Source organism: Actinoplanes sp. NBRC 101535 (assembly GCF_030269225.1).
GTDB classification, from domain to species: Bacteria; Actinomycetota; Actinomycetes; order Mycobacteriales; family Micromonosporaceae; genus Actinoplanes; species Actinoplanes rectilineatus.
On the sequence record NZ_BSSY01000020.1, the window covers coordinates 49,404 to 76,119 of the forward strand.

Annotated in this window: 22 protein-coding genes; 11 read left to right on the plus strand and 11 right to left on the minus strand. The window is 70.2% G+C overall.

Annotated features, from left to right (window positions below; translation table 11 throughout):
* Nucleotides 1-22: 22 nt before the first annotated feature.
* The 3 genes from QSK32_RS37560 (at nucleotide 23) to QSK32_RS37570 (ending at nucleotide 5,084) form a co-directional block, all read left to right on the plus strand.
* Entirely contained in the window at nucleotides 23-1,426 is a 1,404-nt protein-coding gene (locus tag QSK32_RS37560; RefSeq protein WP_285474623.1) for a 3' terminal RNA ribose 2'-O-methyltransferase Hen1, read from the plus strand.
* Nucleotides 1,423-3,918, plus strand: a complete 2,496-nt coding sequence (locus QSK32_RS37565) for a polynucleotide kinase-phosphatase (RefSeq protein ID WP_285474624.1) — start codon at nucleotides 1,423-1,425, stop codon at nucleotides 3,916-3,918. The genes QSK32_RS37560 and QSK32_RS37565 overlap by 4 nt, the downstream gene beginning before the upstream one ends.
* Nucleotides 3,919-4,028: 110 nt before the next feature.
* On the plus strand, nucleotides 4,029-5,084 hold the full coding sequence (locus QSK32_RS37570; protein WP_353051009.1) for a DedA family protein: 1,056 nt from the start codon (nucleotides 4,029-4,031) through the stop codon (nucleotides 5,082-5,084).
* A gap of 73 nt (nucleotides 5,085-5,157) precedes the next feature.
* Here the strand turns inward: QSK32_RS37570 and QSK32_RS37575 are convergent, their stop codons facing one another.
* The 5 genes from QSK32_RS37575 to QSK32_RS37595 form a co-directional block, all read right to left on the minus strand.
* On the minus strand, nucleotides 5,158-5,832 hold the full coding sequence (locus QSK32_RS37575) for a class II aldolase/adducin family protein (protein WP_045742580.1): 675 nt from the start codon (nucleotides 5,830-5,832) through the stop codon (nucleotides 5,158-5,160).
* Nucleotides 5,833-5,925: 93 nt separating this feature from the next.
* Nucleotides 5,926-6,303 (minus strand): ArsR/SmtB family transcription factor, encoded by a 378-nt coding sequence (locus tag QSK32_RS37580; RefSeq protein ID WP_014440216.1) that lies wholly within the window; start codon nucleotides 6,301-6,303, stop codon nucleotides 5,926-5,928.
* A gap of 55 nt (nucleotides 6,304-6,358) precedes the next feature.
* Nucleotides 6,359-6,763, minus strand: a complete 405-nt coding sequence (locus QSK32_RS37585; RefSeq protein ID WP_285474625.1) for a hypothetical protein — start codon at nucleotides 6,761-6,763, stop codon at nucleotides 6,359-6,361.
* 395 nt (nucleotides 6,764-7,158) lie between these two features.
* Complete coding sequence (locus tag QSK32_RS37590; RefSeq protein WP_045742578.1) at nucleotides 7,159-7,887, minus strand: hypothetical protein; 729 nt, start codon at nucleotides 7,885-7,887, stop codon at nucleotides 7,159-7,161.
* A gap of 113 nt (nucleotides 7,888-8,000) precedes the next feature.
* Nucleotides 8,001-9,131, minus strand: coding sequence for a hypothetical protein (locus QSK32_RS37595; protein WP_285474626.1), 1,131 nt, complete (start codon nucleotides 9,129-9,131; stop codon nucleotides 8,001-8,003).
* Nucleotides 9,132-9,490: 359 nt separating this feature from the next.
* On the opposite strand from QSK32_RS37595, the gene QSK32_RS37600 reads away from it, so the two are divergent.
* On the plus strand, nucleotides 9,491-9,673 hold the full coding sequence (locus QSK32_RS37600) for a hypothetical protein (protein WP_045742577.1): 183 nt from the start codon (nucleotides 9,491-9,493) through the stop codon (nucleotides 9,671-9,673).
* A gap of 55 nt (nucleotides 9,674-9,728) precedes the next feature.
* Here the strand turns inward: QSK32_RS37600 and clpB are convergent, their stop codons facing one another.
* A complete protein-coding gene (gene clpB, locus QSK32_RS37605) occupies nucleotides 9,729-12,314 on the minus strand; it encodes an ATP-dependent chaperone ClpB (protein ID WP_045742576.1) in 2,586 nt (861 codons plus the stop codon).
* Nucleotides 12,315-12,458: 144 nt separating this feature from the next.
* Here clpB and QSK32_RS37610 point away from each other — a divergent pair, with 144 nt between their 5' ends.
* From QSK32_RS37610 to QSK32_RS37625, 4 genes are all read left to right on the plus strand, one after another.
* A complete protein-coding gene (locus tag QSK32_RS37610) occupies nucleotides 12,459-13,670 on the plus strand; it encodes a sugar efflux transporter (RefSeq protein ID WP_285474627.1) in 1,212 nt (403 codons plus the stop codon).
* A 10-nt stretch (nucleotides 13,671-13,680) separates the two neighbouring features.
* Nucleotides 13,681-14,178: a cation:proton antiporter regulatory subunit gene (locus QSK32_RS37615; protein ID WP_045742635.1), complete on the plus strand. Its 498-nt coding sequence runs from the start codon at nucleotides 13,681-13,683 to the stop codon at nucleotides 14,176-14,178.
* Nucleotides 14,179-14,243: 65 nt separating this feature from the next.
* Nucleotides 14,244-15,395, plus strand: coding sequence for a cation:proton antiporter (locus QSK32_RS37620; protein WP_502872582.1), 1,152 nt, complete (start codon nucleotides 14,244-14,246; stop codon nucleotides 15,393-15,395).
* A 180-nt stretch (nucleotides 15,396-15,575) separates the two neighbouring features.
* Nucleotides 15,576-16,022 (plus strand): hypothetical protein, encoded by a 447-nt coding sequence (locus tag QSK32_RS37625; protein WP_045742575.1) that lies wholly within the window; start codon nucleotides 15,576-15,578, stop codon nucleotides 16,020-16,022.
* Nucleotides 16,023-16,103: 81 nt separating this feature from the next.
* Here the strand turns inward: QSK32_RS37625 and QSK32_RS37630 are convergent, their stop codons facing one another.
* The 4 genes from QSK32_RS37630 to dnaK form a co-directional block, all read right to left on the minus strand.
* Nucleotides 16,104-16,547, minus strand: a complete 444-nt coding sequence (locus QSK32_RS37630; RefSeq protein ID WP_045742574.1) for a heat shock protein transcriptional repressor HspR — start codon at nucleotides 16,545-16,547, stop codon at nucleotides 16,104-16,106.
* Between the two features lie 21 nt (nucleotides 16,548-16,568).
* Nucleotides 16,569-17,768: a molecular chaperone DnaJ gene (dnaJ, locus tag QSK32_RS37635; RefSeq protein WP_045742573.1), complete on the minus strand. Its 1,200-nt coding sequence runs from the start codon at nucleotides 17,766-17,768 to the stop codon at nucleotides 16,569-16,571.
* Between the two features lie 70 nt (nucleotides 17,769-17,838).
* Nucleotides 17,839-18,462, minus strand: coding sequence for a nucleotide exchange factor GrpE (gene grpE, locus QSK32_RS37640; RefSeq protein WP_045742572.1), 624 nt, complete (start codon nucleotides 18,460-18,462; stop codon nucleotides 17,839-17,841).
* Entirely contained in the window at nucleotides 18,459-20,321 is a 1,863-nt protein-coding gene (dnaK, locus tag QSK32_RS37645; RefSeq protein ID WP_285474629.1) for a molecular chaperone DnaK, read from the minus strand. The genes grpE and dnaK overlap by 4 nt, the downstream gene beginning before the upstream one ends.
* A 233-nt stretch (nucleotides 20,322-20,554) precedes the next feature.
* On the opposite strand from dnaK, the gene QSK32_RS37650 reads away from it, so the two are divergent.
* Genes QSK32_RS37650 through QSK32_RS37660 form a run of 3 tightly spaced genes read left to right on the plus strand, consistent with a single transcriptional unit; the run spans nucleotide 20,555 to nucleotide 25,329 of the window.
* Nucleotides 20,555-22,438 (plus strand): ABC transporter, encoded by a 1,884-nt coding sequence (locus tag QSK32_RS37650; protein ID WP_425394647.1) that lies wholly within the window; start codon nucleotides 20,555-20,557, stop codon nucleotides 22,436-22,438.
* The gene (locus QSK32_RS37655; RefSeq protein ID WP_285474630.1) at nucleotides 22,435-24,099 is read left to right on the plus strand and encodes a GTPase; all 1,665 of its coding nucleotides are present in this window, start codon (nucleotides 22,435-22,437) and stop codon (nucleotides 24,097-24,099) included. Before QSK32_RS37650 ends, QSK32_RS37655 begins: the two co-directional genes overlap by 4 nt.
* 33 nt (nucleotides 24,100-24,132) lie before the next feature.
* Entirely contained in the window at nucleotides 24,133-25,329 is a 1,197-nt protein-coding gene (locus QSK32_RS37660; protein ID WP_285474631.1) for a hypothetical protein, read from the plus strand.
* A gap of 4 nt (nucleotides 25,330-25,333) precedes the next feature.
* Here the strand turns inward: QSK32_RS37660 and QSK32_RS37665 are convergent, their stop codons facing one another.
* The gene (locus QSK32_RS37665) at nucleotides 25,334-26,203 is read right to left on the minus strand and encodes a hypothetical protein (protein ID WP_285474632.1); all 870 of its coding nucleotides are present in this window, start codon (nucleotides 26,201-26,203) and stop codon (nucleotides 25,334-25,336) included.
* Between the last annotated feature and the right edge of the window lie 513 nt (nucleotides 26,204-26,716).

Below are 26,716 nucleotides of genomic sequence, written 5' to 3' on the forward strand. Positions count from 1 at the left end.
GGCACACTGACACCATCGACGCGTGCTACTCACGTTGACGACCACTCACCGACCTGCCACCGATCTGGGTTACCTACTGGTCAAACACCCGGAGAAGGTGCATTCCTTCGACGTCCCCACCGGTACGGCCTATGTGCTGTACCCGGAGGCGACCGAGGAGAAGTGCACGGCGGCGCTGATGCTGGACGTCGATCCGCAACTGCTCCGGGCGCAGAAGGACGCGTTCGAGCTGAGTCAGTACGTCAACGACCGGCCGTACGCCGCGTCCAGCCTGCTCGCCAGTGCGCTGTCCAAGGTCTTCCGGAGTGCCCTGCGCGGCAATTCCAAGGACCGTCCGGAGCTGGCCGGCACCCCGATCCCGCTGGAGATCCGGGTGCCGGTGCTGCGCGGCACTCCCGATCTGATCACCCGCCTGTTCGCGCCGCTCGGCTGGACGGTCGAGGCCACCCCGATCCCGCTCGACGCCGGGCTGGGCGTCGTGGACAGCCGGTACGCCGACGTCCGGCTGACCGGCGTGCTGCGGGTCGCCGACGCGCTGAACCACCTGTACGTGCTGCTCCCGGTCCTGGACGACGGCAAGCACTACTGGGTCGCCCCGGACGAGATCGAGAAGCTGCTGCGTTCCGGCGAGGGCTGGCTGGCCGGCCATCCGGAGAAGGTGCTGATCGCCCGGCGTTACCTGGCTCATCGCAAGTCGCTGGCGGCCACCGCGCTGCAGTTGCTGGAGCCGGAGGTGGCCGCGCCCACCGAGGAGGAGGCCGAGCTGCCGGTGCAGCGCCGGGCGCCGCTCGCCGGGCAGCGGCGTGACGCGGTGCTCGCCGCGCTGGTCGAGTCGGGTGCGGCCCGGGTGCTCGATCTGGGCTGTGGTGGCGGCGCGCTACTCACCGCCCTGATGAAGGAACGGTCGTTCACCGAGATCGTCGGCGCTGACGTCTCCAGCCGGGTGCTGGAGCAGGCGTCCCGGCGGCTGCGGCTGGACCGTCTGCCGGAGCGTCAGCGGGGCCGGATCCGGCTGATCCAGACCGCGTTGACGTACCGCGACGACCGGCTGCGCGGCTTCGACGCGGCGGTGCTGATGGAGGTGATCGAACACGTCGACCTGTCCCGGCTGCCCGCGCTGGAGCGTGCCGTCTTCGGGCATGCGCGGCCCCGCGTGGTCGTGGTCACCACGCCGAACGTCGAGTACAACGTCCACTACGAGGGCCTGACCGGAATGCGTCACTCGGACCACCGTTTCGAGTGGACCCGGGCGGAGTTCGCCGCGTGGGCGGACCGGGTGGCCGCGGAGCACGGCTACACGGTGACGTTCCGTGGGGTCGGCGACCCGGACGAGACGACCGGCGCACCCACCCAACTGGCCCTGTTCACGACGACCGAAGCAACCGGCGAAGCAAGCACCGACACCGTCACGGAGGTGACCGCATGATCCTCGACGTTCCCGAGCTCTCCCTCGTCGCCCTGGTCGGCATCTCCGGATCCGGCAAGTCGACGTTCGCCCGCGCCCACTTCAAGCCCACCCAGGTGCTCTCCTCGGATTACTTCCGCGGGCTGGTCGCCGACGACGAGAACGACCAGTCGGCGTCCGGTGACGCGTTCGAGGTGCTGCACTACGTGGCCGGCAAGCGGCTGGCCGCCGGCCGGCTCACCGTGGTCGACGCCACCAACCTGCAGGCGCACGCCCGTGCCGGGCTGGTCAAGGTCGCCCGGGAGCACGACGTGCTGCCGGTGGCGATCGTGCTGGACGTGCCGGAGGCGGTGGCCTGGGAGCGTACGCAGAGCCGCCCGGACCGTACGTTCGGCCGTCAGGTGCTCGGCCGGATGAGCCGTGACCTGCGGCGCTCGCTCAACCAGCTGGCCCGCGAGGGCTTCCGCAAGATCCACGTGCTGCGAGGGCTCGACGAGATCGCGGCCGCCGAGATCCGCTACGAGAAGCTGTTCAACGACCGGCGTTCCGAGCACGGGCCGTTCGACATCGTCGGTGACGTGCACGGCTGCCGGGCCGAGCTGGAGACGCTGCTCGGCGACCTGGGCTGGGAGCTGGCCCGCGACGACCGGGGACGCCCGGTGGACGCCACCCACCCGGACGGCCGCACCGCGGTGTTCGTCGGTGACCTGGTCGACCGCGGACCGGACTCGCCGGGCGTGCTGCGCCTGGTGATGGGCATGGTCGCGGCCGGGCACGCCATCTGTGTGCCCGGAAACCACGAGCAGAAACTGGCCCGCAAGCTGAACGGCCGCAAGGTGCAGCTCACCCACGGCCTGCCGGAGACCTTGGAGCAGCTGGCCGCCGAGCCGGACGAGTTCGTGACCGAGGTGCGGTCCTTCATCGACGGCCTGGTCAGCCACTACGTGCTCGACGACGGCAAGCTGGTGGTCGCGCACGCCGGGCTGAAGGAGGCGTACCAGGGGCGGGCGTCCGGCCGGGTGCGCAGTTTCGCGCTCTACGGCGAGACCACCGGCGAGACCGACGAGTACGGCCTGCCGGTCCGCTACCCGTGGGCGCGGGACTACCGGGGTTCCGCCGCGGTCGTCTACGGCCACGTGCCCACCCCGACACCGGAGTGGATCAACAACACCATCTGCCTGGACACCGGTTGTGTCTTCGGTGGCCGGCTCACCGCGCTGCGCTGGCCGGAACGTGAGCTGGTCGCCACGCCCGCGGCGAAGGAGTACTACGCTCCGGTGCGGCCGCTGGTCACCGTCCCCGACCGGCTCGACCAGGGCCTGGACATCGCGGACGTGACGGGTCGCCGGCACATCGATTTCGGGTACGGCCGGACCACCGTCCCCGCCGAGAACGCGGCGGCGACGCTCGAGGTGATGGGCCGGTTCGCGGTCGACCCGGAGACGCTGGTGTGGCTGCCGCCCACGATGGCGCCGTGCTCCAGTTCGACCGTCGACGGCTACCTGGAGTACCCGTCGTCGGCCTTCGCCGATCTGCGGGCCGCAGGGCTGGACCGGGTCGTCTGTGAGGAGAAACACATGGGCTCCCGGGCCGTCGTGCGGGTCTCCGTCACCGGCGAGGGGGACGCGATCTGGACCAGGACTGGCCGGCCGTTCTTCGGCCCGGAGCTTGACGAGCCGCTGCTGGCCCGGGTCCGCGCCGCCGCCACCGAGATCATGGCCGAGCTGGAGACCGGCTGGCTGCTGCTCGACGCCGAGCTGCTGCCCTGGTCGGCGAAGGCCGGCGGTCTGATCCGTGACCACTACGCCGCGGTCGGGGCGGCCGGCCGGACGGCGCTGCCGGCCGCGCTCGACGTCCTGCGGGACGCCGCCGAGCGTGGGCTCGACGTCGGTACGCTGCGGGACCGGCTGGAGCTGCGGTCCGCCGAGATCGACGGGTACTCGGCCGCCTACCGGTCCTACATCCGGCCGACCGATGGTCTGACCGGGGTCACGCTCGCACCGTTCGCGGTGCTGGCGGGCGCCGGCGTCTCGTACGCGAAGAAGGATCACGACTGGCACCTGGCGATCGCGGACCGCCTGGTCGCGGCAGACCCGGAGCTCTTCACCGCCACCCGGCGGATGGTCGTGGATCTGGCCGACCCGGCGTCCGAGGAGGCGGCGACCGACTGGTGGCTGTCGCTGACCGGGGCCGGCGGTGAGGGCATGGTGGTCAAGCCGTGGGCGGGTCTCGGGGTGACCGACGGCAAGGGCCGGCTGGTGCAGCCCGGGGTGAAGTGCCGCGGCCGGGAGTACCTGCGGATCATCTACGGGCCGGAGTACACCCGTCCGGAGCAGCTGGAGCGGCTGCGCGGGCGGAACCTCGGGCGCAAGCGGTCGCTGGCGTTGCGTGAGCACGGTCTCGGTCTGGCGGCACTGGACCGGCTGGCCGAGGGCGCGCCGGCCTGGCGGGTGCACGAGTTGGTGTTCGCCATTCTGGCCGCCGAGTCGGAGCCGGTGGATCCCCGTCTGTAGCGGTCCGTCCCCTCCTGGGTGCCTCCGCACCGTCACCGGTGGGCGACCACGCGGTATCCACAGGATTCATACAGGTACCGGCCCTTGCAGGGCCGGTACCCTGGCTCCTCGTGGACATCCATGCGCTCACCGAGCCGCTAGCCCTGAACCCGATGGATCCGAAGGATCTTCTCTCCGCCTTCGGGTTGCCGGGTGTCCTGGCCATCCTCTTCGCCGAAACCGGACTCCTGGTCGGATTCTTCTTCCCCGGTGACTCCCTGCTGTTCCTGGCGGGGGTGGCGGCCTCCTCGGTGGCCGACTCGATCTTCGGCGCGGGTGCCAAGCTGTCCATCACCGGCCTGCTGATCGGCGCGCCGATCTGCGCCGTCATCGGCGCGCAGTTCGGCCACTGGCTGGGCGCGAAGTACGGCCGTCAGATGTTCGAGAAGCCGGACTCGAAGCTCTTCAAGAAGGAGTACGTCGAGAAGGCGGAGTATTACTTCGAGAAGTTCGGTCCGGCCAAGGCCGTGGTGCTGGCCCGCTTCATCCCGATCGTCCGGACCTTCCTCAACCCGGTCGCCGGCACGCTGGGCATGCCCGCCAAGCAGTTCCTGATCTGGAACATCGTCGGCGCGGTCCTCTGGACCGACGGCATCATCCTGATCGGTTACCTGCTGGCCCAGCAGATCTACGACCTCGTCGGCGACCACATCGACCGCTACATCCTGCCGGTGGTCGTGCTGATCGTGTTGATCTCGGTGCTGCCGATCCTGATCGAGCTGGTCCGGGAGCGCCGCGCCAAGAAGAAGGGTGGCGAGGCCGGCCCGCAGGCCGCCGAGTCCCTGGGTGTGGTGGCCGCGGCCACCGTCGCCGGTGTGGCGGACGCCGCCCACCAGGAGTTCCACGACCACCACGACGAGCAGCAGCCCACCGAGCAGTTCGGCCGGCAGCCGTACGGCGGTCAGCAGCCGTACCAGGGCGGCCAGACCTACGGTGGCGGCCAGACGTACGGCGGTCAGCAGCCGCAGCAACCGCAGCAGCCCCCGCAGGGCGGCCACGTCTACGGGCAGCCGCAGGGCGGCGGTCAGGTCTACGGCGGTCAGCAGCCGCACAACGGTCAGCAGCCCTACGGTGGCGGCCAGACCTACGGTCAGTCGCAGAACCAGGGTGACTGGCCGCCCCGCTAGACATTCGCATGGACCCACGGAAACGGCCGGCCCCGGATCTCTCCGGGGCCGGCCGTTTCGTGTCAGCGCGTCGTCACACCGTCACAGCGGTGGAACCCTGCAACCGGTCCAGGAACTCTTCCGGGCAGTCCCGGAGGTTCTCCAGCCGGCCGGCGGCCAGCGCCTGGTAGGTGAGCCGGGCCGCTTCCTCGAGGTTGCGGGCCCGCTTGTGCGCGATCTCCACCGAGTCGCCCAGGACCACGCAACCGTGCCGGCTGAGCACCAGGCAGTCGGTCCCGTCTGCCGCCATCGCCGCGGTCAGCGCCGCCAGCTCGGTGCCACCCGGCAGGCGGAACGGCACCGTCGATATCCGGCGGAGGTAGAACGCGTGATCGGTGGTCACGATCCGGATGTGTTCGCCCAGGGCGTCCAGCAGTAGAGCCGTCTGTGGATGCAGATGGACCACTGCGTTGACGTCCGGGCGGGCCCGGTAGAGCGCGAGGTGCAACGGAAGTTCACTCGACGGCTCGATCCGCGGCGGTGGCAGCGAACCGATCGACGCGGGCGTCCCGTCGGTGGTCCGCACCGGGACGAAGGTGGTGCGGCTCAGCCGGTCGAGCCAGGAACCGCTCGCGGTCACCCAAACGGCGTCCTCATCCGGGATCCGGGCGGACAGGTTGCCGCCCGAACCACACACGAGGCCGGCCTGGACCACGTCGTAACCCACGTGTGCGAGCTGATCACGCAGGTCACCGGGGACGTAGTTCACCCGTTCCTCCTCAGGTCCGCAAAATGGACGTCGACGAGGTCCTCGGCCTGGCGTCACGACCCCATGCGAGTGACGCCAGGCTTTGTCCAACGGTCAGCGAGCCTTCTTGGTGGCGCGCTTACGGGGCGGCGTCAGCAGGTCCGCAATGGTCGCGATAGCGGTCGGGACCAGGCGGTAGTACGCCCAGACCCCGCGCTTCTCGCGCTCCAGCAGACCCGCCTCCGTCAGAATCCGCAGGTGGTGGCTCACAGTCGGCTGCGAGAGGCCCAGAGGAGCCGTCAGGTCGCAGACACAAGCCTCGCCATCCGTTGCGGACTGGATCAGGCTCAGCAGCCGCAGCCGGGCCGGGTCGGCGAGCGCCTTGAGCACTCCCGCCAGGCGCTCGGCGTCAGCGCGTTCAATAGGCTCGCCGGCAAGCGGCGAGATCTGAGGCATCGTCATTTCCGCCAACGCAGTTCCCACGATCTCCATCCTTCCACCAACTGCATCGATTCTCCTGCATGTGTGCAGGGAGAACCGGCTAACTTCAGGCCGCAAGGGCGACGCGGTTCGGCGACCCGGACGACCGCTGGGGCGACGCGACGACGCGTGCCGCACCCCTCGTCCAACCGGACCTCACCTCGACACCGACTTCGGTCTCTGCCTCCTGCAACGCCTCAGCCGCGATCTGGTCGCTGCCCATCCGTGTCGAGCTCTCGATCCCCGTCTCCGGAGTGAGGCGGCCCACATTGTCAATTCGTCGATTGCTTCCGCTTGACGAACCTCGACGAGACCCCGACACGGAAAGCGTCGACATCATCACGCGACACTGCGCGATCATTTGGTCGGCACTCTCCGAAGCCAACGACCCACGACCCGATGAAAGCACGGCGCCACGCTGCGCGACGGGCAATTCAGTGATGAATTTACGCAGGTCGTACCGTGCATCCATGACATCGAGAGTACTGGCTGGAAGGAAACCGGAATCTTTCGCCCCGCCGGGGCGGAACCGAACTATTGACCCACGGCTTAACCCGGCTCTGTAAAGAAGGTTTACGGATCGAACAACGGATCTCAACCTTCCCCCCGACCATAGACGCAGCTCAAAGCAGGTAACGCCGTCACGGTACCCACCCGCTCCTCAGGACTACCTGGTGGTTGGGCTGTGAGAGTGCTGTGAACTCACGAAATCACGTTTGGACGTTGAGCCGAAAACACTCACCGTACGGCCGATCTCGATCTATCCGGACAGCCGATCGAGTGACGGGTGACAGAAACTGACCGTACCCGTTCGTGTGACCCACAGTCGTCGATACGGCAGTGCGTTACCCCGTTACTGGGGGGTAATCAGTTGGCCGGTCGGGTCCACAAGTCGTCATCGGACCGGGGAGCCGAGATTTGTTCGGCACCGGAAGTCGGGAACGCGGCCGGATCATTCACCGGCGCTGTCCCCGTTCGATCACCCGTCCAGGGGGTGGAATAGGCACCCGTCCACGCCGAGTGTGACTCGAAAGAGGACGTCTCCGCCACCGTGCCGAAGTGGCTCCCGGGGGCCGTGAGGACCAGAACCCCCACGACGAGATAGCCCAGAACCTGAACGCCGGCCACGACAGCGTTCAACGCGATCCACCCACCGGGGTACGCCTCACCCAGCGCGGCACCCATCGTGCCCGGCAGCGCCTCACCGGAACGCTGCACGGCGATCGTGGCGAGCGTGCCCAGACCCGCCAGCGCACCGATCCCGCAGACGCCCAGGGTCACCCCACGGGCGATCCGGTTGCCCCGGCGCAGGCCGAGCCCCAGCACGACGAAGAGCCCGAGCAGCACGACGGCGGCCACCGCGGCGAGCGCGGCACCCAGCCAGATCACCGAGACGAGGTTCTCCACCTGCTCGCTGCTGCCGGCGAGCTCGCGGAACCGGCTGTCCGCGGAGACCGCGACGGCCACGCCGCCGACCGCGTAGACCAGGCCGGCGACGGCCAGGGTCCAGAGCAGAGCAACGGCCGCGGTGACGGCGGTGGGCCGGGCGGCGCCGGGCGCGGGCACGGCGACGGGCGGCTGGACGGCGTACGACATCGACGGCTCCTGCAAGGTTCGACTGGCACGAACCTATCGCCTACCGGACCGGAACGTGGCCGGACCGGTCCGCCCGAGGGCGAACCGGTCCGGAGAAGGCTCGATGTGCCGGGTCAGGCCGGCGGGCGCGGCGGCTGGTCGCCGTCGGCCGGAGGCTGCTCCTCGGCCGGGGGACGGGCCCACGGGTCGCTGGGCGGCGGGGCGGCCGGCGGTTCCGGGAAGGCCGGCGGGAACGCGGGCGGCCCGGCAGCGGGTGGGGTGGACGCCGGCGGCGCCGAGAACGGCGGCGGCGTCAGCGGGCCCGGGGTGGACGTTCCAGGCCCGGCCTGTCCGGGGTACGGGGAGAGTCCCGGCGCCGGTTGCCCCGGCTGGCCGTACTGCTCCGGTGTCCCGAAGTGACTGGCGTCACCACTGGGTGATCCCGGCTGCCCCGGGTAGGGCTGCTGCGGCTGCTGACCGTAGTAGGGCGGCTGCCCCGGCTGACCCGGATAGGGCTGCCCGTAGCCCGGCTGGGCCGGCTGCCCGTAACCCGGCTGCCCGTAGCCCGGCTGGGCCGGCTGCCCGTAACCCGGCTGCCCGTAGCCCGGCTGACCCGGCTGCGCCTGGTAGGGCGTGTAACCGGGCGGGTAGGCACCGCCACCGGGATATCCGCCCGGGTAACCCGGGTTCCACGTGGTCGGCGGGCGGAAGAACGCGTTCGACTGCGGCAGCGCCAGCAGGATGATCGCCGCGAGCAGCGCCAGGACGGTGAGCAGGGTGAGCAGCAGCTCGACCCCGTCGTACCAGCCGGGCAGCGCGTCGGCGGAGGCCTCCGTGAAGACGTCGCCCGAGGTGCCCGACCCGGTGCCGGCCGCCATGTCGCTCGCCGAGCTGGTCAGGCCCAGCGCGTTGCAGCACAGACCGATGCCGGCGAAGACCCAGGTCACGATCCGGGACGGGTTCTTGCCCCGGTTGTTGAAGATGGCGAGCACCACCATGCCGCCCGCGATGACCGCGTAGATCACCACGATGATCACCATGATGCCGGTGAAGAGGCCGGCGAGGTCCACCTCGTCGGCGCCCGCGTCGGCCATCGCCTCGGTGTAGACCTCCCGCAGCGTCCCGATCGAGGACAGCACCAGCAGAGCGCTCATCGCCTGCAGGAACGCGACCCCGTAGAGCAGGATCGACGAGATCGTCACGGTCGCCGGCCGTCCCGGCGGGGACGGCGCGGGATGTGCGCCCGGATATGTGGGAACGGTCACAGTGCCCTCCTATAGATCCATTCACGGTATCGGCCTGACGCCATGTACCGCGACCGGACCTCACCCACCGTGCCTCTGTGGCAGCATCGGGCAACGATGACCCGAACACCCGACCCGGGTAACTCGTTCGGGGGGCGACGGCGGCGGAGCTGGGCATTTAGACTTCGATGCCGTGGCGTCCAGCTGGCAATCGAGGCAACCCAGCCCTCCAGCGACCCCACCTGTCCGCAGCACGAGTCGCCCGCCCCGCGCACACCTGACCGGGGCCGAGGCAGACCGGCTGACGGCACCTTTCCCGTTACCGCGGCCGCGTGACCATCCCGCGGCCGTCCCAGACCTGTTAAGGACCGGTGAGTCCCATGCCCCACGCCGACACCCTGACCGTCGTTCACCATGACGACACCCGGACGAGCTTCTCCGACGTCCGCTACCAGCTGCACCGCGACGGCATACACATCTGGTCCGCCGACGGCGAGCACGCCATCACGGACGTTCTGATGACACAGGCCTACCGACATCGGGTGGCCGACGACCAGGAGTGACACGCGAAGGGTCCCGGATGATTCCGGGACCCTTCTCCGTGCGTACGGTGGAGGATCAGCCCTTGCGCACCGAGAGACCGTCCCGGGCCGCACCCAGCTCGACCAGGACGGTGTCGCCGTCGGTGATCGAACCGGAGAGCAGGGCCTTGGCCAGCAGGTCACCGATGGTCGACTGGACCAGGCGGCGCAGCGGGCGGGCGCCGTAGATCGGGTCGTAACCGTGTTCGCCCAGCCACTCGACCGCCTCCGGCGCGACGACCAGGGCGAGCCGGCGTTCGGCCAGCCGGCTGCGCAGACGGCCGAGCTGGATGTCGACGATCCTGGTCAGGTCGAACTTGGTGAGGGCGTGGAAGACGACGATGTCGTCGAGCCGATTGAGGAACTCCGGCTTGAAGTGGGCGCGGACCACGGCCAGCACCTCGTCGCGCCGTTCCTCGTCGGTGAGGGTGAAGTCGGTGTTCGCCGAGCCCAGGTTCGACGTCAGCACCAGGATGGTGTTGCGGAAGTCGACCGTGCGGCCCTGGCCGTCGGTGAGCCGGCCGTCGTCGAGCACCTGCAGGAGCAGGTCGAACACGTCCGGGTGGGCCTTCTCCACCTCGTCCAGCAGCACCACGCTGTACGGCCGGCGGCGGACCGCCTCGGTGAGCTGGCCGCCCTCCTCGTAGCCGACGTATCCGGGCGGCGCACCGACCAGGCGGGACACCGAGTGCTTCTCGCCATACTCGCTCATGTCGATGCGGACCATCGCCCGCTCGTCGTCGAAGAGGAACCCTGCCAGGGCCTTGACCAGCTCGGTCTTGCCGACGCCGGTCGGTCCGAGGAACAGGAAGCTGCCGGTGGGGCGATCGGGGTCGGCGATGCCGGCCCGGGCCCGGCGCACCGCGCTGGCCACCGCGGCCACCGCCTCGTGCTGGCCGATCACCTTGGCCGCCAGCGACTCCTCCATGCGCAGCAGCTTGGCGGTCTCGCCCTCCATCATCCGGCCGGCCGGGATGCCGGTCCACAGCGAGACGACCTCGGCGATGTCGTCGGCGCCGACCTCCTCCTTGACCATCGGAGGCTCGGTCTTCTCCTCCTCGGCCTCGGACGCGGCCTGGATCTCCTTCTCCAGAGCCGGGATGACCTCGTAGAGCAGCCGGGACGCCTCGAGCAGTTCGTTGTCGCGCTGAGCCCGCTCCTGCGCGGCCCGTGCCTCGTCGAGCTGCTTCTTCAGCTCACCGACCCGGTTCAGCCCGCCACGCTCGCGTTCCCACCGGGCGTTGAGCGCGGTCAGCTGCTCCTCACGGTCGGCCAGGTCGCGGACCAGTCGCTCCAGCCGGGCCACCGACGCCGGGTCGGTCTCCTTCTCCAGCGCGAGGCGTTCCACCCGCATCCGGTCCACCTGGCGCTGGAGCTGGTCCAGCTCGACCGGACGCGAGTCGATCTCCATGCGGAGGCGGGAGGCCGCCTCGTCGATCAGGTCGATCGCCTTGTCCGGCAGGAACCGGTCGCTGATGTAGCGGTCGGAGAGGCTGGCCGCGGCGACCAGGGCGGCGTCGGTGATCTGCACCCGGTGGTGCGCCTCGTAGCGGCCCTTGAGTCCGCGCAGGATGCCGATGGTGTCCTCGACCGTCGGCTCGCCGACGACCACCGGCTGGAACCGGCGTTCCAGGGCCGGGTCCTTCTCGATGTGTTCGCGGTATTCGTCGAGGGTGGTCGCGCCGACCATCCGCAGCTCACCGCGGGCCAGCATCGGCTTGAGCATGTTGCCGGCGTCCATCGAGCCCTCGCCCTTGCCGGCGCCGACGACCGTGTGCAGCTCGTCGAGGAACGTCACCACCTGCCCGTTCGAGCTGCGGATCTCCTCCAGCACACTCTTCAGGCGCTCCTCGAACTGACCGCGGTACTGCGCGCCGGCGACCATCGCGCCCAGGTCGAGGGAGACCAGCTTCTTGTCCCGCAGCGTCTCGGGCACGTCGCCGGCCACGATCCGCTGGGCCAGGCCCTCAACGATCGCGGTCTTGCCGACGCCCGGCTCACCGATCAGGACCGGGTTGTTCTTGGTGCGCCGGGAGAGGACCTGGACCACACGGCGGATCTCGGTGTCCCGCCCGATCACCGGGTCGATCTTGCCGTCCCGGGCCAGGGCGGTCAGGTCGACGCTGTATTTCTCCAACGACTTGTAGGTCTGCTCCGGATCGGCCGTGGTCACCCGGCGGTCACCACCGCGCACCTGCGGGAACGCGGCGACCAGACTGTCCTCGGTGATGCCGGCGGCCTTGAGCGCCTGGCTCACCGCGCCACCGACGCGGGCCAGCCCGGCCAGCAGGTGCTCGGTCGAGATGTACTCGTCGCCGAGCGGCTTGGCGATCAGGTCGGCCTCGCCGATCGCGTTCACGAACTCGCGGGACAGGCTGGGCTCGACCGTGCTCGCACCGCGCGCCGAGGGCAGCTGCTCGACCGCGCGGGCCGCGGCCCGGCGGACGTCGGCCGGGTTGGCGCCGACCGCCCGCAGCAGCGCGGTCGCCGTGGAACCCCCGGTGTCCAGCAAGGACAGCAGCATGTGCCACGGCTCGACCGTGGCGTGGCCGCGGCGGCCGGCGTCGGCGACGGCAGCGGTGATCACTTCGCGGCTCTTGGTCGTCAGACGTTCGGTGTTCATGAGCTCCCCTGATCGGATCCCACCGTGGACAGACTTGAGCGTACTCAACTCAACTTTAACCCGCCACGTCGAACCGGATATCCGAGGTGACGGTCACCACCAGCCGGGGGTTGCACGCCGTCGTGAGCCGTAACGTACGAAGTCGTGTCCGTGTCACTCGGGACGCGCAGCGCCACGCAGCGACTCCTCCCCCTGGTCCTGGTCTTCCTCACCTCCGGCATCGCCACCGCGGTGGTCGGCCCGTTCCTCGGGATGTTCCTCAGCACCGCCGTTCATGCCAACCCGTTCCAGGTCACCGCATTCCTGATCACCGCCTCGCTCTCCAGCGTGGTGATGTCCTGGGCGCTGGGCCGGCTCTCCGACCGGCGGCCGATGCGGCGCACGCTGCTCATCGCGGCCACCCTCGCCGGTTTCGCCGGCACCGGCGTCACCGCCATGATCCGGGACTACTGGGTGCTGCTCGCGCTCACCGCGACGGTCACGGCGGTCGCCACCTCGCTCTATCCGCAATCCTTCGCGTACGCCCGGCAGGTCCTCCAACGTGACGACCCGGCCCGCGCGGCGATGGGGACCAGCGCACTCCGTACCGTCTTCTCCCTCGCCTGGGTCGGCGGACCGGCCCTCGCCGCGTTCCTGCTCGAGGTCGGCGACTTCCGGTACGTCTACGGCACCGCCGCCGTCATGTACGCCCTCGCCGCCTTCACCGTCGCCCGCTGGCTCCCCGAGGTCGAGGCACCCGCCGCACCCCGCGACGGCGTGAAGATCTCGGCCAGGGTGCCACCCGGCATGTACCCGATCCTGGTCGCCTTCACCCTGCTGCAGACCACCGGCGTACTCGGTGTCCAGGCCATGGCTCTGTTCGTCAGCACCGACCTGGGCGGCTCGGTCGGTGACGCCGGTGTCGTCCTCGGCGTGTGCGCGGCGCTGGAGATCCCGCTGCTGCTCTGGTTCGGCTGGCTCGGCACCCGGTTCCCGCTGCGGCGGATCATCGTCGCCGGGGCGGCGTGCGCGGTCGTCTACCAGCTCACCGCCGTCACGGCGGCCTCGGTGTGGCAGCTGGGCGCGGGTCAGCTGTTCAACGCGCTGTTCATCGCGGCGATCTCCGGGCTCGGCATCACGTACGTGCAGGACCGGATGCCGCACTTCCCGGGCCGGGCCACGACGATGTTCACCAACACCAACGCGATCGGGCAGATCCTGTCCGCCCCGCTCTTCGGTCTGGCCCAGAACTACGGGTTCCGGCTGGCGTTCGCCGTCAACCTGGTGCTTGCCGTGGTCGGACTGGTGCTGCTGCTGATCGCCCGCCCGGCGGTCCGTTCGTCGGGTTTGGGATCGGGATCACCGCCTGAGGGTTAACGTGGGGATCGTGCGCGTACGGGTGGAACAGACTCCGCTGCCGGGTATCGGCGTCCGACATGACCTGGTCACATCGTCCGGTCGGACGGTCGGGGTGGTCTCACACCGCAACGGCCGGCGTGATCTCGTGCTCTACGACGTCGACGATCCGGATTCGAGCCTGGCCTCGATCCCGCTCACCGACGACGAGGCGGAGGCCCTGGCCGACGTGCTCGGCGCCTCCCTGATGCTGGGCCAGCTGGCCGGTCTGCGGCAGCAGGCGGCCGGCCTGCTCACCGAGCAGATCGCGCTGCCGGCCGGCTCGCCGTTCGTGGGCCGCCTGCTGGGGGACACCCGGGCCCGGAGCCGGACCAGTGCCTCGATCGTGGCGGTGCTCCGCGACCGGGAGGTGATCGCCTCGCCGGTGCCGTCGTTCCGGTTCGAGGCGAACGACGTGGTGGTCGCGGTCGGCACCCGGCAGGGTCTGGACGGTGTCACCGCCATCCTGGCCGGCGACACCGACGGCTGACGGTCGTGAACCACGACACGACGATCCTGCTCATCGAGATCGGCGCACTCCTGTTCGGTCTCGGCATGCTCGGCCGTCTGGGTCGCCGTTTCGGCCTCTCCCCGATTCCGCTCTATCTGCTCGCCGGCCTGGCCTTCGGCCACGGTGGGGTGATCCCGCTCTCGGCGAGCGAGGAGTTCATCGGCATCGGCGCCCAGATCGGTGTGATCCTGCTGCTCGTCATGCTCGGGCTGGAGTACAGCGCCGACGAGCTGGTGGACAACCTGCGGTCCGCGGCGCCGGCCGGCCTGATCGACATGCTGCTCAACGCGTTGCCGGGGGCCGCCTTCGCGCTGATCCTCGGCTGGGACTGGAAGGCCGCGCTGGTGCTGGCCGGCATCACCTGGGTCTCCTCGTCGGGCGTGATCGCGAAGGTGCTCGGCGATCTGGGCCGGGTCGGCAACCGGGAGACCCCGGTGATCCTGTCGGTGCTGGTCATCGAGGACCTGGCGATGGCGTTCTACCTGCCGATCGCCACCGCCGTGCTGGCCGGGGTCGGTCTGGTCGACGGCCTGGGCACACTCGCCGTCGCGGTGGTCACGGTGATCGCGGTGCTGGTCATCGCGATCCGGTACGGCGGCGAGATCAGCGACTTCATGTCGGTGAAGGATCCGGAGGCGCTGCTGCTGAGTGTGCTCGGCATGACGCTGTTCATCGCGGGGGTGGCCGGCGAGCTGAAGGTCTCCGAGGCGGTCGGCGCGTTCCTGGTCGGCATCGCGCTGTCCGGCCCGGTCGCGCATCACGCCGTCCAGATGCTCTCGCCGCTGCGTGACCTTTTCGCCGCGGTGTTCTTCGTCTTCTTCGGTCTCTCCACCGATCCGAACGACATGCCGGGCGTGATCCTGCCGGCCCTCGCGCTGGCGGTGCTGACCATGCTGACCAAGGTGCTGACCGGTTACCTGGCCGCCCGGCGGGCCGGGATCGGGCTGCCCGGCCAGGTCCGGGCCGGGCTGGCGCTGATGCCGCGCGGCGAGTTCTCCGTCGTCATCGCCGGGCTCGCCGTGGCGTACGGGGTGGACCCCCGGCTGGCCCCGCTCGCCACCGCCTACGTGTTGATCACGGTCGTCACCGGCCCGATGCTGGCGCGTCTGCCGGACTACCCCTGGTTCAAGGAGATCGTACGAAAGCGGATGGCAGCCCGCCGAACAGTCAAAAAGCCGCTAGCCGCCACGGATTGAATCCTTATCGAAGCCTAAAGTTACCGTCCAGTATCCGAATGTGAAGTCCTGACACTTCCGCTCAAACATCCGGCGCGCTACGGTTCCGGAGCGACGACTCTGAGTATTGGGGCGTTCGGCACCGGCGACCAGCGTCACCGACTCTGGTCGCGGCTGCGAACGCATGAGTGAGGCGGCTGCGTGAGCGTGCGTGAGGCAACTTTCCCCGGATTCGGAAACCCGGTCGATCCTCGGCCGGACGAGCTGCATGCCTGGGCCTACCAACCCGATTCCGTTCCCCTGAGCACCATGCCGCGTGACTGGGACCTGCTGATCTCCGGAGACGTGCTCGGCCCGACCCTCTTCGAACTGGCCATGGACAGGCAGTGCCCGTCCCGCCGGTTCGCACAGCACTGCATGTACATCTACGCCGCGGACGGGGTGCGGCAGAACGCGAGCAGTCAGCGCAAGCGCCGGCTCAAGAAGTTCGTGGAACGTGCGGAGGAGGTCGGTGACGAGCCGATGCAGTTGTGGGCCCACAACTGCCGTGTCCTGATGACACGACCGGAGCTCTTCGATCACCACGACTGGATGGAGGGCGGCCTGGTGCGCAACCCGCGCCGGCTGGGGCTCTTCAACCGTCGGTAATCACACGGCGACGACAAGGTGTAGCGGCGGCCCATCCCGAGAGAGGGCCGCCGCTGCGTTTTCCGCCTGCTGCGGCTTTTCCTACTTGTCCTGCGGCCGTCGCGGGCGCCACACCACCAGCGCGGTGGACTGAGGCTCCTGGCGAACCAGATCACCCCGACCGGCGTACGGGTTCATCGACTCCAGCTGAGCGATCCGCGCATACGCGGCCTCCAGCTGCTGCTCCAGCTCCATGACCCGGTGCTGCAACTCCCCGGCCAGTTGCTCGAGCCCGATGATCCGCTTGATCCCGGCCAGGTTGACACCGTCCTCCTGGCTGAGCCGCTGCACCTCGCGGAGCAACTCCACGTCACGCTCGCTGTACCGCCGGCCACCACCACCGGCACGGCCCGGCTGCACCAGGCCGAGACGGTCGTACTGCCGCAGGGTCTGCGGATGCATGCCCGCCAGGCGAGCGGCCACCGAGATGATCAAAACCTTAGCGTCGGAGGACATTTCGGTCGAGATGTGGATCTCTTCATACATGTGCCACCTCCTCCAGAGGTCCTAACCGGCCCGGCGCAGTCGCTCGTCGAGCCGTTCACGTGCCGGCGGCGGGGTGAGCTTGGCGAAGGCCTCCAGCGCGTCCTTGGCCTCGTCGGAGAGCCCGGTCGGAATCTGTACCTCCACCGTGACGATCAGATCGCCGGAGGGACCCTCCTTGCGGGACACCCCCTTGGCCCGGGCCCGGAGCTTGCGGCCGCTCGGCGTGCCCGGCGGCACCCGCAGCGTGACCGGCCCGTCCAGGGTCGGGACCTTGAGGTCGAGACCCAGCACGGCCTCGGCCACCGTGATCGGCACGGTCAGCGTCAGGTCGTCGCCGCTGCGCCCGAACAGGTCGTCCGGACGCACCTTGACCTGCACGTACAGATCACCGGCCGGACCACCGCGGTCACCCGGCTCGCCCCGGCCGCTGAGCCGGATGCGCTGGCCGTCGGAGACGCCCGCCGGGAACCGCACGTTGATCGTGCGGGACTTGGTGACCCCGCCGGTGCCCCGGCACTCGGCGCACTTCTCGTCCACGATGCTGCCCGAGCCCTGGCAGTCCCGGCACGGCTCGGAGAAGCTGAACGAGCCCTGATTGCTGGAGATCATGCCGGTGCCCTGGCATTTCGTGCACGCCCGCGGTGTGGTGCCGGGCTTCGCGCCGCTGCCCCGGCAGGTGTCACAGGCGCCGGGGGTGCGCAGCGTCAGCGGCAGGGTGGTGCCGCGGACCGCCTGCGCGAAGTCGAGTGTCACCTCGGTCTCCACGTCCCGGCCGCGTTGCGGGCCACGCCGCGCCGCCGCCGGTCCGGCCGGGCCGCCACCGCCGGAGAAGATCGAGCTGAAGATGTCCGAGAAGCCGGTCCCGCCGAACCGCCGGTCGGCCCCCGCCGCGCCGCCGCCGTTGAACCCGCCGAACAGGTCGGACGGATCGAACTGGGTGCCTCCCGCGGCGCCCGGGCGCGCTCCCCGCCGGAACGCTCCGGAGCCGAACAGGGAGCGCATCTCGTCGTACTCTTTGCGCTTCTTGTCGTCGGAGAGGACGTCGTACGCCTCGGAGGCGGCCTTGAACTTCTCCTCGGCCTCCTTGTTGCCCGGGTTGCGGTCCGGGTGGAGGTCACGGGCGAGCTTGCGGTACGCCTTCTTGACCTCGTCGGGTGAGGCGGACTTGGTCACGCCGAGCACGGCGTAGAAATCTTTCTCGAGCCAGTCCTTCGAGCTCACTCGGTCCACCTCCTCGACGCGGCGGGAACGCCCCGCCCGCCGGCGAACCGGCGGGCGGGAATCAATGGCTTCACTCCGGATCGGCGACCGCGACCAACGCCGCGCGCAGCAAACGCTCGCCCAGCGTGTAACCGCGGCGCATCACCTCGACACAGGTCGGCTCCGAGACGTCCGCGGACGTCTGATGCGCGACGGCCTCGTGCCGGTTCGGGTCGAAGGGGTCACCCTTCTCGCCGAACGCCACCAGGCCCAACTTGCCGGTCACCGCGGTCAGCTGCTCCGCCACCGAGGCGAACGGACCGACCAGATCACCGTGCTCACGGGCCCGGTCGATGTCGTCCAGGACCGGGAGCAGCGCGGTGAGGACCGCGCCGGTGGTCTGCTCGGCCGCCGCACCCCGGTCGCGGTCGACCCGCTTGCGGTAGTTGGCGTACTCCGCGGTCACCCGCTTCAGGTCGTGCGTCCGCTCCTCGAGCTCGCTCCGCAGCGCCTCGACATCGGTGTCGGCCACGGCGTCCTCGGTGGAGGTCTCGTCCTCCCCCTCGGGCGCGCGGTGCGCACCGACCGGCTTCTTCGACTTCCCCGACGGCGTGGTCGCCTCGGCGGGAGTCTCCTCAGCCGGAGTCTCGGTCTCGCTCTGGGCGACTTCGCGCTCGGTCACGGGACCGTCGTTCTCGTCGTCCGTAGCAGTCACTTCTTGTCGTCCTCCACGATCTCGGCGTCCACGACGTCGTCCCCGCCGCCGGTCGCCGGGCCGGTCGCGCCGGCACCGGCCGCGCCGCCCGGAGCCGCACCGGGACCGGCCTGCGGGGTCTCACCACCCTGCGAGTACAGCAGCGAACCGGCCTCCTGGGAAACCTTCGACAGCTGCTCGTGGGCGGCCTTGATCTTTTCGATGTCGGTGCCGCCGAGCGCGCCGCGCAGCTCGCCGAGCGCCTCGCCGATCTTGTTCTTGCTGTCCTCGGGGAGCTTGTCGCCGCTCTCCGCCAGGAACTTCTCGGTCTGCCACTGCAGCTGCTCGGCCAGGTTGCGGATCTCCGCCTCGTCGCGACGCTTCTTGTCGTCGTCGGCGTGGTCCTGAGCGTCGCGCATCATGCGCTCGATGTCTTCCTTCGGCAGCGCGGAGCCACCGGTGATCGTCATCTTCTGCTCCTTGCCCGTGCCCAGGTCCTTGGCGGACACGTGCACGATGCCGTTCGCGTCGATGTCGAAGGAGACCTCGATCTGCGGGACGCCACGCGGGGCCGGCGCGATGCCGCTGAGCTCGAAGGTGCCGAGCTTCTTGTTGTAGGCGGCCATCTCGCGCTCGCCCTGGTAGACCTGGATCAGCACGGACGGCTGGTTGTCGTCGGCCGTGGTGTAGACCTCGGAGCGGTGCGCCGGGATGGTGGTGTTGCGCTCCACCAGCTTGTGCATGATGCCGCCCTTGGTCTCGATGCCCAGCGAGAGCGGGGTCACGTCGAGCAGCAGGACGTCCTTGACCTCACCCTTGAGCACACCGGCCTGCAGGGCGGCGCCGACCGCGACGACCTCGTCGGGGTTGACGCCCTTGTTCGGCTCGCGGCCGATCAGGCCGTTGACCAGCTCGGTGACGGCGGGCATCCGGGTCGAGCCGCCGACCAGGATGACGTGGTCGATGTCCGCCAGCTTGATGTCGGCGTCCTTGATCGCGGACTCGAACGGGCCCTTGCAGCGGTCCAGCAGGTCCTGCGTCATGCGCTGGAACTCGGCCCGGCTGAGGGTGGTGTCCAGGTGCAGCGGGCCGTTGGCGCCGGCCGTGATGTAGGGCAGGTTGATGCTGGTGGTCGACGCGGCGGAGAGCTCGATCTTCGCCTTCTCCGCGGCCTCGCGCAGACGCTGCAGGGCCATCTTGTCCTGGGAGAGGTCGATGCCGTGCTCGCCGCGGAAGGTCTTGACCAGGTGGTCGATGATCCGCTGGTCCCAGTCGTCACCGCCGAGGTGGTTGTCACCGGAGGTCGACTTCACCTCGATGACGCCGTCGCCCAGCTCGAGCAGCGAGACGTCGAAGGTGCCGCCACCGAGGTCGAAGACCAGGACGGTCTGCTCCTTGGAGCCCTTGTCCAGCCCGTACGCCAGGGCGGCCGCGGTGGGCTCGTTGACGATCCGCAGGACGTTGAGGCCCGCGATCTCACCGGCCTCCTTGGTGGCCTGCCGCTGCGCGTCGTTGAAGTACGCCGGAACGGTGATCACCGCGTCGGTGATGTTCTCGCCCAGGTAGGCCTCGGCGTCCCGCTTCAGCTTCATCAGCACCCGCGCGGAGATCTCCTGCGGGGTGTACTGCTTGCCGTCGATGTCGATCGACCAGGTGGTGCCGACCTCGCGCTTCACCGAACGGATGGTCCGGTCCGGGTTCGTCACCGCCTGACGCTTGGCGACCTCGCCCACGAGCACCTCGCCGTTGCGGGCGAAGGCGACGATCGACGGCGTCGTCCGGGAGCCCTCCGCATTGGCGATGACGGTGGGCTCGCCTCCTTCCAGAACGCTGACGCAGGAGTTCGTGGTGCCGAGGTCGATGCCGACCGCACGTGCCATGGTGTTCCTCGCTTCTAAACAGCTGGGCTTCTGAACCGCTGGGTTCGCACCAGGGTTGAGTGGAACCGACTCAATGATGCCACGGGTCGGCACGTGGTCAAATCGAAGTTGAGCCGGAGGGGCGCAAGTCCTGGTCCGGGACGGGTGAGGTTTGGAAATCACCTACATACCTGTCCGGTCACGGCATACCGGGACCCGTTGTCCTGGATGCATAGATCGTGCACGCTTTACCCGTGACGACGCACGGAGACGCGGTCGGACCGTCGGCCCTGTCCGCCGTCCCCGCCGCATCGGATGAGAATCAGCAGGTCAACGTGGCCGCAGGTGGCCCATCAGAGCGTACGGGGACGGGCTGGACCCGTCCGGCAAACGACGATAACAGCACCGAACCGGGCGAAATCCCGGCAACGGTCAGCCGCCTCGCCGCGGCGCTCAGCCGATTACGAGCCGCTCTCGGCGCGGTGGCGTACCCCTTGGTGCTGCCCTCCGCCGAGGAGGCCCGCAAGGTCGGCAGTGCCCTGAGTTCGCAGCTGGACGACTATCTGCTGCCGCGCCTGGCGCGGCTCGACGCACCGCTGCTCGTGGTCGTCGGCGGTTCCACCGGCGCGGGCAAGTCCACGCTTGTCAACAGCCTGGTCCAGGCCCCGGTGAGCAGGGCGGGCGTGCTCCGGCCGACCACCCGCTGCCCGGTCCTGGTGGCCCACCCGGACGATCTCGCCTGGTTCGGCCGGGGCGGCCTGCTGCCCGGCCTGGTCCGCACCATCGACCCCAGCAACGACCCGAAGGCGCTCCAGGTGATCCCGGCGGCCTCGGTCGGCCCCGGGCTGGCCCTGCTCGACGCGCCGGACGTGGACTCGGTGGTCGAGCACAACCGCGAGCTCGCCGCCCAACTGCTCGCCGCCGCCGACCTCTGGCTCTTCGTGACCAGCGCCGCGCGGTACGCCGACGCCGTCCCCTGGGAGCTGCTCAAGACCGCCCGGCTGCGCGGCACGGTGGTCGCCCTGGTCCTCGACCGGGTGCCGATCGACGCCGCCGCCGAGGTGGCCGCCCACCTGGGCGAGATGCTGACCGCCCACGACCTGGGCGGTGCGCCGCTGTTCGTGGTGCCCGAGGCCGGTCTGGACGAGAAGGGCCTGCTGCCGGACACCGCGGCCGGCCCGATCGGCGCCTGGTTCGGCCAGCTCGCCGGGGACGCCGGGGCGCGGGCCACCGTGGTCCGGCAGACCCTCGACGGCGCCCTGCGTGCCCTGGCCCCGGCGCTGACCGGACTGGCCGAGGCCTCCGACGAGCAGAGCCGGGTGGCCGGTGGCCTGGACGAGCGGGTCACGGCGGCCTACCGCCAGGCCCGGGCCACCGCCGAGGAGGGCCTGCAGGACGGCCGTCTGCTGCGCGGTGAGGTGCTGGCCCGCTGGCAGGAGTTCGTCGGCACCGGGGAGTTCTTGCGCAGTCTGGAATCCCGGGTCGGCCATCTGCGTGACCGTCTCCTCGCCACCCTCACCGGCCGCCCGGCGCCCAGCCGCAGCCTCCAGGTCGCCCTGGAGTCACAGCTGGTCACGCTGCTACGCGGGCTGGCCACCGACGCGGCCGAGCAGACCTGGGCCGCCTGGCACGCCCACCCGGCCGGCGACGCGCTGCTCACCAAGGACCTGCAGACCGCCTCCGCCGACCTGCCGCAGCGCGCCGACCGCCTGGTCCGCGACTGGCAGCAGTGGGTGCTCGACCTGGTCCGCCGGGAGGCCGCCGACAAACGGTCGGTGGCGCGCGGTGCGGCCTACGCGGTCAACGGCGCCGGCCTGGCCGTGATGATCGCGGTGTTCACCTCGACCGCGTTCATCCCGACCGGCCTGGAGGTCGCGGTGGGCACCGGCACCACGGTCGCCGCACAGAAGGTGCTCGAGGCCGTCTTCGGTGACCAGGCCATCCGCACTCTCGCCACCCGGGCCCGGACCGAACTGCTGGCCCGGGTCGACGAACTACTGGAGGCCGAGGCCGCCCGGTTCACCGAGCGGACCGCGGCGGTACGCCTCGAGGCCGAGCCGGGCACACTGTTGCGCCAGGTGGCCTCCGAGGTGGAGAACGCCCGAAAGGAACTCGCGTTGACCGGGCCGGCGTCATGAATCTGATCGAGAAGGACAAGGCCGACGTGATGGACGTCGGCGGGCTGGCGCGGCGGCTCGAGGGTCTCGGCCGCTTCCTGCGCGTGGCCGATCCGTACCTTCCGGACGGCGACCTGGTCGCCGCGCACACCCTGCTGGAGCGGGCCGGCAACCGGCTCTCGCTCTCCCTGGACCACACCGTGGTCGCGCTGGCCGGCAGCACCGGCAGCGGCAAGTCCAGCCTGTTCAACGCGCTGGCCCGGTTCAAGCTCTCGCACGTCGGGGTGCGCCGGCCGACCACCGGCACCGCGCACGCCTGCGTCTGGGGCCCGCTGGAACCGGCCAACCTGCTGCTCGACTTGATCGGGGTGCTGCCGCGGCAGCGGTTCCGCCGGGAGAGCGCACTGGACGGCGACGACGAGGCCGCCCTGCACGGCCTGGTCCTGCTCGACCTGCCGGACTTCGACTCGGTCGAGCAGACCCACCGGCTCGAGGTGGACCGCCTGCTCGGTCTGGTCGACCAGATCGTCTGGGTGGTCGACCCGCAGAAGTACGGCGACCGGATCCTGCACCAGGCGTACCTCTCCCAGTTCAGCTCGCACGCCGGCATCACCATCGTGGTGCTCAACCAGGCCGACCGGCTCAGCCCGTCGGACACCGAGGTGGTGCTCGGCGACCTGGAGCGGCTGCTCGAGGAGGACGGCCTGACCGGCACCCCGGTGCTGGCCAGTTCGGCCAAGCAACCGGGGATGCTCAGCGATCTGCGAGCCGCCCTGGAGACGACCGTCGCGGCACGGCAGGCCGCCCTGCGCCGGCTCGCCGCCGACCTGGACGTGGTCGCCGGTGAGCTGGCCACCACGATCGGGCCGCCGGCCGCCGAGGACGAGGTGGACCGGGCGACGGTCCGTCAGCTGGCCGAGGCGCTGTCGGCGTCGGCCGGTGTGCCCGCGGTCGCCGACGCGGCCGCCGGGTCGTACCGGCAGCGGGCCGCCGCGGCGACCGGCTGGCCGCTGATCCGGGGCCTGCGCAGACTGCGGCCGGACCCGCTGCGCCGGCTGCACCTGGGCGAGACGCCGAAGACCGACGCGATCTCGACGGACATCGTGCCGCGCACCTCGGTGCCCCGGGCCGACGCGGCCCAGCAGTCCGCGGTGGCCCTCTCGGTCCGCGCGGTCGCCACCCGGGCCGCCGCGCCGCTGCCCGAGGCGTGGGCGCCGGCGCTCAAGGCCGCGGCCCGCTCCCGGACCGCCGACCTGCCGGACGCACTCGACCGGGCGGTGGCCACCACCGACCTGGGCACCGAACGCCAGCCGCTGTGGTGGCGGGTGGCCGGCGGCCTGCAGTGGGCGCTGCTGGCGACCGGACTGGTCGGCCTGGCCTGGCTCCTGCTCGGCTACGGACTGATCGCTCTCGGACTCCCGGAGATCGACGATCCGTCCGACACCTCGGTGCCGATGCCGACGATGCTGCTGCTCGGCGGCCTGCTCGGCGGGGTGCTGCTCTGGCTGCTGCTGAAACCGCTGGTGGAGATGGGCGCCCGGCGAGCACGGCGGCGCACCGAGCAGAAACTCCGGGCCGCGGTCACCGATGTCGGCCGCAGCCACGTGGTGGCGCCGGTCCGCGAGGTGCTCAACGCGTACGCCCAGGCGAGGGAAGCGCTCGCGGCGGTCCGTCCGGAGTAGGTCACAGGCGTGCCGCGGGCGTAGGCTCGCGGCATGCCGGCTTCCCGGACCGCGTACGAGGCGGTACTCCACGCAGCGCGCGACGTCATCAAGCTGGACTCCGCCCTCGACGCGGAGATGCTCGGGACGGCGCTGCTCGGCAGCGTCTACGCGGTCGCCGACGAGGATCGCGAGCTCGCGGTCCGCGAGTTCGTCGGCCGTTTCCTGACCGCCACGGTGCCACCGTCCACACCGGCCGCCGCGACCATCCGTGAGGTGTTCGCCGCCCTGGTGCCGGACGCCGAGGGCGCGACCACGGTCGGTCACGACACCGCGACGCCGCACTGGGCGGCGCAGCTCGGCCGGGTCCGCCCGACCGGCTGTTACGCATACGGCGACGTCTACGGCGATCAGACGTCCTATCTGGTCACCTTCGGCTACGAGGACACCACCGGCGGCGGTCCGGACCATGCGGTGGTCGTCCTGGTCGACCACAATGTCGGTTGTGCCAAGGACGTCTTCGTCGCGGCCCGCGGCGAGTCGCTGCTGGAGCAGGTCCGGTCGCACTGCGCGCTCGACGAGCTGACCTGGTTCCGCACCGAGGATCCGGGCCGGTTGCGGGACGAGGCCGACCGGCACATCCGGATCACCGACGAGCTGACCGATCTGCCGACCGATGGTTCGCTCGCCACCGACCGGGCGCTCGCCGTGTCCCGACTGGCGCTGCTGCCCGCGGTCACCATGCCGCCGCTGACCGAGCCGGCCGGGCCGAAAGCCGCCGATCTGGTGCGCGATTTCCGGTCGTCGGAGGAGGCGGCCCGGTTCGGTCTGACCGGCCGGGACACCGATCAGGCGTCGCTCGACTTCTGTCTCAGCCTGATCCTGGATCACGCGGCGACCCTGCCGGGTGCGGACCTGTTGCGCTGGAGCCCGACGGTGGCCGGGCTGTTCCTGCTGGACTGGGTGCACCGGCGGGCGGTGCTGGACATGGACGACGCGGCGATGCTGCCCCGGGTGGTCCGTGCCTGGTCGGCCTATGCGACCCGGCGGCTCCGGCTGCCCGCGGCGGCGGTCACCGAGACGATGACCACGGTCGAGGAGGAGTTGGTCCCGGAGTTCGCCCGGCTCTTCACCACGGGGGAGCGCCGCAGTCCGGCGACGGCCGCGGTGGCGCAGTTGCTCTCCGAGGGTGTGGATCCCAGCGACACCGAAGCGATCGACGCCTGGCTGGACGCGCATCGCGACGAGTGACGGTTCACCGCCGGTTGCGGTACCGGTCGTCGGACGGTTCGGCGTGGTGGCGGCCCACCCGGGAGTCGCGCTGTGCGGCTTCGTGTTCTTCGTGGCTGGTGTGCTCGGCCCGGTGCAGGCCCCGGTAGGGCCGGTTGAGCACCCGGTTCTCGCCGGTTCGCGATTCGTCGAGCATCCGGTGGGAGTTGGCGCCGGTGTTGTCGGACCAGCTCTGCTCGAGAATGCGGGTGGCACGGATGTTGTACGGGCGTTCGCTCACTGCTGACCTCCGGCTTGCTCGGGCGCGGTCCGTGGACCGGCGCTTGTGGACGGTGCGGTCGGCGTCGGGACAGGGCTCGTCCGATGTAGCCGGCTTGAAATGATCGTCGGGCACTCTGGGGAGATCGGGAATCGACGGGAATTCGAAGGCATGCTCCTCCGGAACCCGCGGTAAATCCGGAACCACCGGAATAACACGCGAAGGCTCATTTTTTGGCCGTTTTTGTGATCTTTTCGGCGGCCGGGAATCGTGGGAGTCGTCGCCGGATCGCGTCGTCGAGTGCCCTCGGGGCGACTCCCGATCACGATCCCGCGGGTGATCCTTTTCGGCCTCGCTCGATGTCGGCGAAGGCGTGACCGAGGGCTTCACCGAGGCGGGTGCCGACGGTTCCACCGAGACGTCCGGCTCGGTCGGCCCGACCGGTCCGGCCGACCGGAGATCGGACGGCAGGACCGGGCCCACCGGGTCCGGAGCGGTCCGCACCGGACCGGTCGACGGCGGCGGCAAGAACGGCACATCCATCGCCCGACCACGGTCCTGACCTGCAATCTCCCGCGATCCGACGGTCAGTGCCGCCAGCGTCGGCAGGGACGCGAGACCGACCAGCAGCACCACCGTCAGGACATACCGCCGGGTCGGCCCGGAGAACCCGAAGTCCTCGCGGTACACGCCGTCGAGGCGCTTGCGAAGCACCTTCGGTGGCGGCGTACGGCCGTCGTCGGAATGGTGCGGCACCGGTGAGACTCCCTCGGCAGGTAATCCAGTCTAAAGATCCACTCAGATCGCTCTCGGTCAAAAGGGTGAACGAGGCATGGGTAATTCGGCAGCGGCACCCGGGGACCTTTGGCCCAACCGTGAGATCAACCTTAGGAACAAAACGGACAAATACCATTAACGACCCTTCAGGAGAAACTGATCCACGCAACCTGTAATGGAGCCCATCCGCTCTGTCAGGATGGCAGTGACGGCACCGCCGCCGTCGCTCTCCGCAGACCCGCGGGGCAACGGCGGGCCGCCCCGACTGGAGCACGCCTCCGGCCGGACCGTCGCGTGCCGTCCTCACCCGGCCGGGCGCGATGACCCAGTGGTCAGCCGCGTGGCCGGGCAACACCCGCCGCGGGCGCAGAG